Source organism: Streptomyces sp. NPDC006435, assembly GCF_040612315.1.
Lineage (GTDB): Bacteria > Actinomycetota > Actinomycetes > Streptomycetales > Streptomycetaceae > Streptomyces.
Window position 1 is genome coordinate 80,338 of the sequence record NZ_JBEXPY010000029.1, and the last position, 11,924, is coordinate 92,261.

9 protein-coding genes and 4 pseudogenes are annotated in these 11,924 nt (G+C 69.5%); 6 read left to right on the top strand and 7 right to left on the bottom strand.

Translation table 11 applies throughout. From position 1 onward, the window contains the following. The first annotated feature begins 148 nt into the window (after positions 1–148). Positions 149–1,111: an ornithine carbamoyltransferase gene (locus tag ABZZ04_RS26060; RefSeq protein ID WP_356934634.1), complete on the top strand. Its 963-nt coding sequence runs from the start codon at positions 149–151 to the stop codon at positions 1,109–1,111. Positions 1,112–1,207: 96 nt separating this feature from the next. On the opposite strand, the gene ABZZ04_RS26065 is transcribed toward ABZZ04_RS26060, so the two are convergent. The 7 genes and pseudogenes from ABZZ04_RS26065 to ABZZ04_RS26095 all read right to left on the bottom strand — a co-directional run bounded on the left by ABZZ04_RS26065 (position 1,208) and on the right by ABZZ04_RS26095 (position 8,471). Continuing rightward, positions 1,208–3,022 (bottom strand): CocE/NonD family hydrolase, encoded by a 1,815-nt coding sequence (locus tag ABZZ04_RS26065; protein ID WP_356934635.1) that lies wholly within the window; start codon positions 3,020–3,022, stop codon positions 1,208–1,210. A gap of 254 nt (positions 3,023–3,276) precedes the next feature. After that, positions 3,277–4,110, bottom strand: coding sequence for an NAD(P)H-binding protein (locus ABZZ04_RS26070; RefSeq protein ID WP_356934636.1), 834 nt, complete (start codon positions 4,108–4,110; stop codon positions 3,277–3,279). A 100-nt stretch (positions 4,111–4,210) separates the two neighbouring features. After that, positions 4,211–4,348, bottom strand: a pseudogene (locus tag ABZZ04_RS26075) (1-deoxy-D-xylulose-5-phosphate synthase N-terminal domain-containing protein); the annotation flags it as partial. 480 nt (positions 4,349–4,828) lie between these two features. Continuing rightward, the gene (locus tag ABZZ04_RS26080) at positions 4,829–5,707 is read right to left on the bottom strand and encodes a sporulation protein (RefSeq protein WP_356934637.1); all 879 of its coding nucleotides are present in this window, start codon (positions 5,705–5,707) and stop codon (positions 4,829–4,831) included. 125 nt (positions 5,708–5,832) lie between these two features. Next, a pseudogene (locus ABZZ04_RS26085) lies at positions 5,833–6,488 on the bottom strand (IS630 family transposase); the annotation flags it as partial. A gap of 205 nt (positions 6,489–6,693) precedes the next feature. Continuing rightward, positions 6,694–6,906, bottom strand: a complete 213-nt coding sequence (locus ABZZ04_RS26090; protein ID WP_356934638.1) for a hypothetical protein — start codon at positions 6,904–6,906, stop codon at positions 6,694–6,696. 566 nt (positions 6,907–7,472) lie between these two features. Further along, positions 7,473–8,471, bottom strand: a complete 999-nt coding sequence (locus tag ABZZ04_RS26095) for an aldo/keto reductase (protein ID WP_356934639.1) — start codon at positions 8,469–8,471, stop codon at positions 7,473–7,475. A 199-nt stretch (positions 8,472–8,670) separates the two neighbouring features. Here ABZZ04_RS26095 and ABZZ04_RS26100 point away from each other — a divergent pair. The 5 genes and pseudogenes from ABZZ04_RS26100 to ABZZ04_RS26120 all read left to right on the top strand — a co-directional run. Continuing rightward, a pseudogene (locus ABZZ04_RS26100) lies at positions 8,671–8,793 on the top strand (helix-turn-helix domain-containing protein); the annotation flags it as partial. A gap of 63 nt (positions 8,794–8,856) precedes the next feature. After that, a pseudogene (locus ABZZ04_RS26105) lies at positions 8,857–9,155 on the top strand (transposase family protein); the annotation flags it as partial. A 495-nt stretch (positions 9,156–9,650) separates the two neighbouring features. After that, positions 9,651–10,643, top strand: a complete 993-nt coding sequence (dhaK, locus tag ABZZ04_RS26110; protein ID WP_356934640.1) for a dihydroxyacetone kinase subunit DhaK — start codon at positions 9,651–9,653, stop codon at positions 10,641–10,643. Between the two features lie 46 nt (positions 10,644–10,689). Continuing rightward, positions 10,690–11,307 (top strand): dihydroxyacetone kinase subunit DhaL, encoded by a 618-nt coding sequence (gene dhaL / locus ABZZ04_RS26115; RefSeq protein WP_356934641.1) that lies wholly within the window; start codon positions 10,690–10,692, stop codon positions 11,305–11,307. Beyond that, positions 11,304–11,714, top strand: coding sequence for a PTS fructose transporter subunit IIA (locus ABZZ04_RS26120; protein ID WP_356934642.1), 411 nt, complete (start codon positions 11,304–11,306; stop codon positions 11,712–11,714). Before dhaL ends, ABZZ04_RS26120 begins: the two co-directional genes overlap by 4 nt. The last annotated feature ends 210 nt before the right edge of the window (positions 11,715–11,924 follow it).

The following is an 11,924-nucleotide window of genomic DNA, read 5'->3' on the forward strand; positions in this document are numbered from 1 at the left end:
TGGCCGGTTCTCGCTCGTGACCGTCCGGCGACGTCCTGACATCCTCGATGTGGCTCACGGAACAACCGGTCGCTCTGCGCCGCGGTGTCGGGCAGCGACTGCGCCTGTGTCGACCGATACGGCTTCGCCGAGGGACGGATCTTGTTCAATGGACAAACTCTACGGTCGCCCGGAGACCAACCGGGACCGCGGGCTGTTCTCGCTCTCCGAACTGAAGCCCCACACCCTGTGGGCGCTCGTCGAAAGGTCGGTCGAACTCTTCCGCGACAAAGAAGCTCATGACCGCCCTCTGCGCGACCGGGTCGCCGGCGTGCTGTTCACCCGTACGTCCACACGGACACGCACCGCGTTCCAGACCGGCATCGTCCGGCTCGGCGGTACCCCGATCGCCTACGGACCGCACGACCTCCAGCTCAACACCGGGGAATCCGTGGGCGATACCGCACAAGTGCTCGGCTCCATGCTCGACCTGCTGGTCGCCCGCACCTCCGGTCCCCTCGACGAGCTGCGCGAACTGTCCCGCGAAGGCGGGCTTCCCGTGATCAACGCCATGGCTGCGGAGGAGCATCCGACCCAGGGCGTGTGCGACCTGGCGACCCTCTCCCTCGCACACGGCGACCTGAGCGGAATCCGGGTGATGTACATCGGTGAGGGCAACAACACGGCCGTCGCGCTGGCGTACGGCATTGCCACCGTGCCCGGGGCCCGGGCCACCTTCGTCACACCTCCCGGGTACGGGCTGCCTGCGGATGTGCTCAACACGGCACGACGGACGGCCGGCACGACCGGCGCCGCAGTGGTCGAGACGCACGACGTGGCGGACGCCCCGGAACAGGTGGACGCCGTGTACACCACCCGCTGGCAGACCACAGGAACGAGCAAGGCCGATCCGGCATGGCGGGAGACCTTCCGGCCGTTCCATGTCGACGCGGCACTCATGCGCCGGTGGCCGGAAGCCTCGTTCCTGCACGATCTTCCGGCCCACCGCGGTGACGAGGTCACGGGCGAAGTGCTCGACGGCCCGTGCTCCCTGGCCTGGACCCAGGCCGCGATGAAACTGTCCAGCGCGATGGCCGTGCTGGAGACCGCCGCGGGCCCCACCACCGGCTGAACCGCACGCACGGGCACCCGAAGGGATCCGGTACGTCTCCGTGCCGCCGGCCTCCTCGGCGCGGAAACACATCCGACGCCCGCCCCGGGGTGCCGGTCAGCCGAGTGGCAGCTCCAGGACGGCTTCCAGGCCGGTCGGGGAGGTGATGGTGGTGGCGGCGTCCTGCTTGCCGGTGAACGAGTAGAGGCGGTCCCGGCTGTTGACGACCAGGGCGAGGCGGTGGCCGTCGGCGAGGTCGTGGGCGGCGGGCTGGAGCGTCCAGCCGACGGTCCGGTCCGTGCCGGTGCCCAGGCCGGTGGTGGTGAGGGGCTCGTGGGTGATGATCCGGGCGTTGCCGTCCGGGTCCACGTCGAAGAGGTAGGCGACCAGGGTCGCGGCGTCGCCCTCCTCGACGCGGACGGTGAGCTTGAGCTCGGCGGCGCCGCGGATACGACGCCCGCCCGTCAGTGCCTCGGTGGACCAGACCAGGAGCCGGGCCTGGTCGAAACCGGCCGGGTCGTAGGTCTTGGGGTTGCCGAACCACTCCTTCTGCCCAGTCTCCATGATGTCGTCCATGGCGGTGGCGGTGGTCTCGTACCCGGCGGTGAACGTCCGGCTCCAGCCCGCGGACGGCTTGTCGGACAGGGCGGCATCGCCGTCCCCGTTGCTGCCGCTCAGGTACCAGGTCTCGGTGCCGGTGGTGGCCTCGGACCAGGAGCGGAGCGGTTCGCGCCGTGCCGCCTCGACGATCCGGTCGCCGCCGATGCCGGTCGGTTTGGTCCTGTAGGTGAACATGACCTGGCTGTTGACCACCGGCCAGCCGGGCACCTCGGTGTCCTTCCCGAGCAGGTGGTGGTCGAGCCAGGCGTAGGCCTCCGTCACCGGTGTCAGGTAGCTCCAGAACGGGGCGCCGCCCGGCACGCCGGTGATGCCGACGCCCTCCGGTGCGCCGTGGTCGCCGATCCACAGGTTCAGGTGCTTGGGAACGGTGAGCTTCTCGAAGGTCGCGATCGCCTCACCGGCGGGGAACAGGCTCTCGTGCCAGGTGTTGGAGCAGAAGGTCGGGACGGAACGGGCGTTGGTGATGTCCACGTAGGTCTCCGGGGAACGCACGGTGCCCCACTCCACCACCTGCTCCATGTTCTGTCCGTCCTGGAAGTCCTGGAGGACGCGCCACGTCGCCTCGTCGAACTTCTCCTTCTCCTTGCCCTCCTCGGCTCCGGTGAAGCCGATCAGCAGTTCCACGGCCTTCTGGTGCCGGGTGCCGTTGTCGTAGAGGCTGGTGGCCAGGTTGCCCCACGTGCTCAGGGCGACCACGGCGGCGACCCTGTTCTTCTTGTCGTGTGCGGCGACCAGCTGACTGATCCCGGAACCGTAGGACAGACCGAGGAACCCGACCTTGCTCGGCGTGAACAGCCCTTCCGCGTGGTCGATCACCGCCGAACCGTCCGACCAGTCGTCCGGTCCGGCGACGCCGATGAACCCGTCGGACGTGAACGGCCCGCCCGGTTCGCCGAACCCGCGGGGCGTGTACGCCAGAACGTGGTAGCCGCGCGCCGCCAGGGAGAGGTAGCCGACCATGAACGGCATCCAGCCGTACGGGTTCCACCCGGCCGGCACGATCACGACCGGGCGCGGCTCCGAGGTCTTCTGCTTGATCGTGAACGCGGACAGACCGATCTCGTCCGTCACTGCAATGCGCGGGAAACCGACTCCGGCCTCCCGCAGGACCCGCTCCACCAACTCCCGCAGCTCGTCGGGGAGCACCCCGGCCGGGGCCGTGCCCCGGAGGGCCGCGAGCAGGGCCCTGGCGACGGTGAGCACCGACGGGTTGATGTCGAGGCTCGCGCCGCGCCAGATGCCGTGGGCCGCGATGTCGGCGAGGGTCGCGTCGGTCACCGACGCGATGGGCTCTCCACCTTCTGTGGTCATATGAACCGCTCCGTTCTTCTGTGGCTGGACGACCAGGGCGCCCGCCGGGACGCCAGGCGGATCATGGACGAAAGCGCACACACCGAAACGGAAGGGCGACCGGCCGCACTCGATCGGACGGAGAACCCCCAGCCTGTGGCCCCGGGCAGCGGCGCGTTCCGTGGACGGGCCGGGCCCGATCGATGGCCTTCCGCGAACAGGCCCGAAGGGGAACGGCCACCGGCCGGGTCCGATCGCGGGCGGGAACGGGCGCCTCAGCGGAAGGCGGCGACATTCTCCAGAACCCACTGGCGGAACGGCCTGGCGGGGGATCCGGTGACCCCTGGGACCGTGTCGCGCACCGTCAGCAGTTCGTCGTTGACGTCCCCGCCGGTCACGTCCAGCACCGCGTCCGCGGCCTCGGCCCCCAAGAACGTGGACATGTGCCGGTGGGCCTCCGCCCGGCCGGTCTCCGCGAACGGCACCTCCCGCCCCAGGGCCGCCGCGATGGCCTCCACCTGCTGCCGGGCCGTCACCCGCTCCGGGCCGGTCAGCGCGTACGTCCGCCCCTGGTGACCGGGTTCGGTCAGGGCCACTCGCGCCACCGCCGCGATGTCCGCAGGGTGGATCGTGGGCAGCCCGATGTCCGCGTACGGCACGCGGACCGTTCGGCGCTCGCGGATTGACGCCGCCCACCACATGGCGTTCGAGGCGAACTGCGTCGGCCGCAGAACCGTCCAGGCCATGCCGCTGTCCTTGAGCAGCTGTTCGACAGTCATGTTCTCGCGGGCGGGGCCCAGGTGCGGATGCGTCTGGACGGTGATGGACGACACGAGCACCACATGCTCGACACCCGCTCGGCGGGCGGCGTCGAGGATGTCGGCGTCGGGGCCCATCCGCGACACGAGGAACAGCGAGCGCACTCCGTCCAGCGCGTGCTTCAGGGAGGCCGTGTCGGCGAAGTCGCCTTCCTTCACCTCCACCCCTTCGGGGAACGAGGCCCGCGCAGCGTCACGGGTGAGCCCCCGCAGCGGCCCGGCGCCGCACGCGTTCAGCTCCTTGAGCAGGGCGCTTCCTGTGTTCCCGGTAGCGCCTGTCACGAGAATCACGAGTCTTCTCCCGTCGTCGGATGGTCAACCGGAGAGAACGCTAGAAGCTCAACCATGCTTGGGGTCAAGAAGACCACCGCCGGGCGCCTGCCCGCGAGCGCCCCCGGTCGGGACCGGGATGCCCGCCCGTGCCTGTCACGGCGTCGATCAGGAAGGTCCGGATCTCCTCGGCCAGTTCCTCCAGCCGGTCCGCTGGAAGGGCACGCAGATCGTGCGGGGAGTGGATGTCGTGCACGATCTGCTTGCGGACGTGGACGGGGCTGCCGCGGAGCGGACTGCTGCGCACGTGGAAGCCCCGGAGCCGCAGCTCTCCTCGCAGAAGCAGAGAAGTCCCGGACCGGGAAAGCCCTGCGGGTTCTCCCCCTCGATTCCATCGGCCACCATCGCTTCACCGGATGCGAGGGGCAGGTCGATGCACCGCACAGCCAGACTTTCTGTCTGCATGCAGGAGTTCGCCGATGGACCTTCCCGTTCCGCCGAAGGACTATCGATCAGAAACGGTTCGGGTTCCGGGGCGCTGTAGAGGTGTGAGCGATCTGGTGGGGGACGCGCGGCATCTCCCGCCGTCGGTGCAGGAGGTCCTGCGGCTGGTGACACCGGCGCGGATCGCGCCGGTTGGCCGGGAGGTCGTCCTGAACTTCGTCTCGGATACGACGCTGGGCCTGCCGAAGTCGTCCCGGCCGCCGTCCGCGCCGGCAGCCGGGAGAATCCGTGCTGTTCAGGTATCGCGCCACCATCGGGGGCTGTCCAGGTGGTAGTCGACTCGCTCGCGGTCATCGACGGCGGTATCGGGCAGTGCGGCGACATTGTCGATCCACTGCCGGGCCTTGGCCTCGAAGTCTACGTGGCCGATCTCGTGGTGGGCGGCGACGTACCGGAGGGCCGGGGGCTTGCCCCACCAGTCCTTCTCCGCCAAGGCGGCCCTTCGGAGGTAGATCTCGGCGCCGACCGCGTTGGAGTGGAGGTACAGTTCCATGTTCCTTGGGTGGTCCGCGTCGGTCGCGGCGAGATGGAACCCCTGTCGGCTGTAGAGGATCTCCCGCTCAGTACGCGGAATGTACTCGGGGTCGACCCACGCGCTGCGGCAGGTGTATCCGGCGGCGGCGAAGGCGTCGAGGAGGGTCTCGTGCAGGGGCGTCGTCTCGATGCGGACCGCGTCGACGTCCGTGCGGTCCGCGATGCCGTCGGCATCGACCTCCGTGTACAGACCGATCCGCATCCCGGCCAGCGGCAACCCGCGCACCTCGGAGACCGGGGTCTCCCACTTCAGCCGGTACCGGAGCGGCACCCGGCGTTCCTCGCCCTTCGGGATGGTGAAGAGGCTCGTCACCTGGAAGTGGGCGAGGGTGACACCGGTGTCCGTGTTGACGTCCGTCGTCGTGCTCTTGGTGACGGCGGCGGGGGCCGCGTTGGCGACCAGGCGCGCGTTGACCGTCCGGATCCGCACGTCCCGGTCGAGCGCGCGCAGTACCACCTCACCGCGCAGGATCTCCCCGGGGCGCACCGGTTCGTCCGGGAGGAGTGTGTCGGCTTCCAGCGGTATGCCGTCTGCCGTCTTGCCGCCGCTTCCACTGCCGAGCAGTCGTTTGAACACCATGATCCGCACAGTAACCGCACCCGGGCCGTCAGGAGCTCGCCAGCGGACGGTTCCGGGCATCCCATATGCCGCATTACCGCCGCAAGCATCTCTTCTCGCCCGCCCTCCTCGGCCCCCTGCCCCGCTCACCCATGCCGGACGGGCCGAGGCGGCGGACACCTCCTCACCGTCGCCTTCCACAGGTCCGAGGCCGGAGTGGGGGCTATTGACCAGAAACTGATGGGGTTCTTGTCCAAGGCGTAACGGACGTGTGGGCCACCGAAGTAGCCGCGGACGATGTGCGGCTGGCGCTGCCGTCGGTGGAAGAAGCGGCGGGTTTCGGCGGCGAGTTCGGCCTGGTCTCGGGCCCGGTGCTGCCGGGGCAGGCCGTGCTTGAGGTCGGCGTTGACCAGCTCGTCGGGGTTCAGCTCGGGTGAGTAGGACGGCAGGAAGCACAGCTCGACGTCGTCGGGGTGGGCGGCGAGCCAGTCGCGGACCTTCTTCGAGCGGTGGGCGGAGTGTCCGTCGACCACGAGGTGGACCTTGTGGTCGAAGTGGCCGGCGAGCCGGTCCAGAAAGCGGCACATCACCTCGGCGGTGAAGGACTCGGCGAAGACCACGAAGTGCATCCGGCCCTTGGTACCGATCGCCGACATTGCGTTCACCGAGAACCGGTTCCCGCTCCACCGCACCACGGGCGTCTTCCCCTTCTCGCCCCAGGTGCGGCCGGTGACCTGGTCGGACCGGATGCCGACCGGTCGGCAAAGAGGATCTCACCGCCGTCGGCCTTCGCCTTCGCTCGAAATTCCTCCGGGAAAGCTGATCAGTGCGCCCGAAATGACAGGTTCATCCGCCTTTCCTTCGGTCGCAGAATTGGATCGACCATGGAAAAGAAAAAGCGCGATATCCCGAAGGACTTCGGGATATCGCGCTGCCATGGAGGGGAGTTACGCGTGTCGCGCTCCGGAACCGGGCGCCCGTCGGGCCGGGCTGCCCGGAGCAACGGCTCACGGCTTCGGAATCGCCACCGCCGTGCAGGGCGTGGCCGGTGTGGGCATGGTCGTCGTGCGCGCGTTCGCAAGGCAGAGCAGATCTCCGTCCGCCGCGATGCGGGTCGGGATGTCGAAGCGAGGGGCCGTGGTGCGCTGGACGACGTCGCCGCGCAGTCCGGCGTCGTCGATTTTCAGCGACGCGACCTCGTTCTCGCGGTTCTCGGCCACATGAGAGCGTGGTCGACCAGGAGCATTCCGTCGGGATTGGTCAGGGTCTCGGGCCCGGTGTCCACGGCGTGAGTCGCTCCGCAGGCGGTGTTTTCACCGCGAAGAGCTTCCCGGTGTTGGTCTGAGCGATCAGCAGGCTCTTCCCTCGGGCGTGGGCGCGATGCCAATCGCGTCGAACCCGTCCAGGTGCTGGAGGTCGCCAGTGAGCGGCGGTGACCAGCTCACTCCGCGCGGGCAGCGACCCGCCCGCGACATACAGCTTGTGTCCCTCGCCGAGCTTCATGCCGGTGGCCATCCCCGGCCGGTGAACAGGTCGACCCGGTGGATGGCACCGTCGTTCAGCGAACCGAAGTACGTACGGTGCCCCTTCCCCCAGATGGCGATGCCCTCCGAGTGGAAGCCGTCCGGCAGTCGAAGTGTGGTGGGCCTGCCGGCACGGGCGTCCGAGCGGCCGCGTTCGACGTCCCGGTACCCCCGGGCGTGGCCGTCGCCATCGCCACGAAAGACATGACCAGCCCGCGGAACGTGATTTCCCCGTTTCTTCTTTCTCTTTCGTTCAACGACCGTCAGCGGCCGTTCATATGCATGACAGTTTCTGGGTAGCGGGTTCCCGCCACCGCTTCCGGAGGAAGCGCCTCGTCCAGTCGCTGGTGGTCCTCTGCGTCGAGCGCCACGTCCACGGCCGCGAGGTTCTCCTCCAGCGTGACCCTGCGCTTGGTCCCGGGGATAGGCACGATGTCTTCGCCCCGGTGGAGCAGCCACGCGAGGGCGATCTGGGCCGGTGTCGCCTCGTGCTTCGTGGCCATTTCGCGCACCACCGATGCCGCCGCCGAGTTGGCGGTGAAGTTGTCCCCCTGGAACCGCGGATCGTAGCGGCGGTAGTCCGACTCCGGATACTCCTCCGCCGGCAGCGCCGTGCCGGTCAGGAACCCACGCCCCAGAGGCGAGTAGGCCACGAGACCGATTCCCCGCTCCCGGACCGCCGGCAGAATCTCCTGCTCGATGTGGCGCTCCCAGAGCGAGTACTCCGTCTGGAGCAGGGCCACGGGACAGACCTCGTGGGCGCGGGCGATCGTTCCCGCACCGGCCTCCGACAGACCAAAGTGGAGCACCTTTCCCTCTTGGATGAGCTCGCCGACCGTGCCGGCCACCTCCTCGATCGGGACTTCCAGGTCCACGCGGTGCTGATAGAGGACGTCGATCCGGTCGGTTTCCAGCCGCCCCAGGCATTCGTCGACCACTTTACGAATGTGCTCGGGCTTGCTGTTCAGCTCTCCGCGTCGTGTTCCTTCGTACTCCCACCCGAACTTGGTCGCGATGACCGCCTCGTCCCGGCGGCCACGGAGCGCGCGGCCCAGAAGTCCTTCATTGACGAAGGGGCCGTACGACTCCGCGGTGTCGAAGAAGAAACAGCCTCGTTCGAGTGCCCGATGGATCGTCGCGATCGACTCCTTGTCGTCCGGAACTCCATAAGTCTGGCTCATTCCCATGCAGCCGAGTCCCAGCGCGGAGACTTCAAGGCCGGCGCTTCCCGGCTGACGCCGCGGAATCAGTGACGAGTTCAAATCCAGGGCCCTTCCCTCAGGTTCCCGTGGTCGTTTCCTCGACCCTCGGATCCGTTTCCCTTCCGTGCATCCTAGAATCCGGGCATTCGATCCGGGCCGAACTTACGGAACCAACTCCCCGCTCCGAGGAAAAGAAGCCGAACCATCACCCCGTTTTGGGCCTGCGCCGCGTTCGGACGCCCGGCGCAACCGCGCCCGGGTGCTGGAGGCCGCCCAGGAGGCGTTCGCCTCGGAGGGTCTCGGCGTTCCCCTGGACGAGATCGCCCGGCGCGCGGGAGTGGGTTCCGGCACCGTCTACCGGCACTTCACGGGCAAGGAAGCGGCGAGCACCGCGCCCGGCCCTCACGGTCCGACGCGTCCGCACTGAGCCCTTTCCAACCCGACGGTGCCGGCCGGCCTCGCGCCCACCCCGGCCGAGGCGGTGCGCATCGCACGGACCAAGGCGTTCGTGATCCTGGACGGCGCTCTGCTGCCGATCGACCGGATCGCCGCCGACACCGCGTACTGCTCGGGCAGAACAAGCATCACGGTATGAACGTCCGAGTTCTCACCGATCCCTTCGGGCGACTGCTGTGGGCCTCGCCCGCGCCGCCCGGCTCCACCCACGGTCCGACCGCCGCCCGCGCCCACGGCATCGCCGAAGCACTCACCGGGGCCGACCTCAAGTGCTGGGCCGACAAGGCATAGCAAAGCGCCGGTGGTTCCATCCGGGCATCCTTCCGCTGCCGCTGCTTCAAGCAGCGGCAGCGCAGACACGGCACGGAAACGTGCTGGCCGTCTGCCGGCCCGAGGGGAGCACATGACGCCCCTGACCTGCGGCAACGCCAAATGGTCAGATCTTGGACTTGAACACAGCCCCACCACTCCCCCTCAGGTGAGCGCCATCCGCTCGGGCTGTCCCAACTCTCGCTCCGCCGCGCCATCGAGATCCGACACCCCGGTCACTTCCACACCTGTGCATGTGCGCGGTCACGCATCGATAATTGCATCGTGATGCGCATCCGCAAAGATCGCCCTCTCGACCCACACCTGACGCCACATCGGGAAAGTCGGCATCGGCACCGCGCGGAACCGCCCCGCAGCACCATGAACCGCCAAGATCAAAAAATCGTCACACCTGCCCTGAACTGCTAAAACACAGCACAGCAGCTCGCCTGCTAGTTTCTCCAGGAGGTATCCGTGAGGATGCTGATCAACGTTCCCGAGACCGTTGTCGCGGACGCGCTGCGCGGTATGGCCGCGGCTCACCCCGAGCTGACGGTGGACGTCGAGAGCCGTGTCGTCGTGCGGCGCGACGCGCCCGTGGCCGGGAAGGTGGCGCTCGTCTCCGGCGGCGGTTCAGGGCACGAGCCGCTGCACGCGGGGTTCGTCGGCCCCGGCATGCTGTCCGCGGCCTGCCCTGGGGAGGTGTTCACCTCTCCCGTGCCCGACCAGATGGTGCGGGCGGCGGCCGCCGTGGACAGCGGGGCGGGGGTGCTGTTCGTGGTCAAGAACTACACCGGTGACGTCCTGAACTTCGAGATGGCCGCCGAGCTCGCCGAGGACGAGGGCATCCAGGTGGCCCGGGTGCTCGTCAACGACGACGTGGCGGTGACCGACAGCCTGTACACGGCCGGCCGACGGGGCACGGGGGCAACCCTGTTCGTCGAGAAGATCGCCGGGGCGGCGGCCGACGAGGGCGCCCCGCTGGACCGGGTGGCGGCCGTCGCCCGGCGGGTGAACGAGTCGTCGCGGAGCTTCGGGGTGGCCCTCGGCGCCGTCACCACACCGGCCAAGGGCTCCCCCACCTTCGATCTGCCGCCGGGCGAGCTGGAGCTCGGCATCGGGATCCACGGCGAGCCGGGGCGGGAGCGGCGTCCGATGATGACGTCGCGGGAGATCGCGGACTTCGCGGTGGACGCGGTGCTGGAGGACCTGCGGCCGACCGGCCCGGTGATCGCGCTGGTCAACGGCATGGGGGCGACGCCCCTGCTGGAGCTGTACGGGTTCAATGCGGAGGTCCAGCGGGTGCTGTCCGAGCGGGGTGTGGTGGCAGCTCGTACGCTCGTGGGGAACTATGTGACCTCGCTCGACATGGCGGGCTGCTCGGTGACGCTCTGCCAGGTGGACGAGGAGCTGCTGCGGCTCTGGGACGCGCCGGTGCAGACATCTGCGCTGCGCTGGGGCCGCTGATCCGTCCGTACCGCATTCCGTCATGCCGCAGCGACAAGGAGATCATGTGCTCGACGCCGACTTCTTCCACCGTTGGATGACCGGGGCCGCCGCCCTGGTCGGCCGTGAGGCGGCCCGTCTCACCGAGCTCGACTCGGCGATCGGGGACGCCGACCACGGCAGCAACATGCAGCGCGGGTTCACCGCGGTGACCGCCGTCCTGGACGAGGAACGGCCGCAGACGCCGGGCGCCGTGCTGATGCTCGCCGGCCGGAACCTGATCTCGACGGTCGGCGGGGCCTCGGGCCCGTTGTACGGGACGCTGCTGCGCCGTACCGGAAAGGCCCTGGGCGATGCCCCCGAGGTGACGCCGCAGCAGCTGGCGGACGCCTTCGGGGTGGGTGTGGCGGCCGTGGCGCAGCTGGGCGGGGCGCAGGCCGGGGACAAGACGATGCTCGACGCGCTGCTGCCGGCCGCCGAGGCGCTGGGCACCTCGTTCGGGGCTGCCCGGGAGGCGGCGGAGAAGGGGGCCTCGGCGACGGTGCCGATGCAGGCCCGCAAGGGCAGGGCGAGTTACCTGGGCGAACGGAGCATCGGCCATCAGGACCCGGGGGCGACGTCCTCGGCCCTGCTGATCGCCGCACTGGCCGACACCGGGGAGAAGACGGACGGGGAACGCGCATGAGCGAGGGGAAACAGGTCGGGATCGTGCTGGTCTCGCACAGCGGGCCGGTGGCCGAGTCCGTCGCCGAGCTGGCCAGGGGGCTCGCCGCGGGCGGTGCGACGGCCCCGGTGGCGGCGGCCGGCGGCACTCCCGCGGGCGGTCTCGGGACGAGCGCGGAGCTGATCTCCGAGGCCGCCAGGTCGGTGGATTCCGGTGCGGGTGTCGCGCTGCTGGTGGACCTGGGCAGCGCGGTGCTCACGGTCAAGTCGTTGCTGGCCGAGGGCGACGAGCTGCCGGAGGGCTCCCGGCTGGTGGATGCTCCGTTCGTGGAGGGCGCGGTGGCCGCGGTGGTCACCGCCTCGGCGGGCGGCGACATCGCGGCGGTGGAGGCCGCGGCGACGGAGGCGTACGGCTACCGCAAGGTGTGAGGCGGACGGAAACCCGCGACGGGCGGGCCGCACCGGATGTCCTGGGTGCGGCCCGCCCGCGTCCGTCGTGCCGGGGCGGGTTCGGCCCGGTATCTCCGTAACGCCGTGCCAAAGCGGGTTTCGGCCCGGACCCCGGACTTCCCGTAACGCTGTCGCGGGGACGGCCCGCCCCGGTTGTGCCGTCGCGCGGGGAGGGCCGTCGTACGGGCG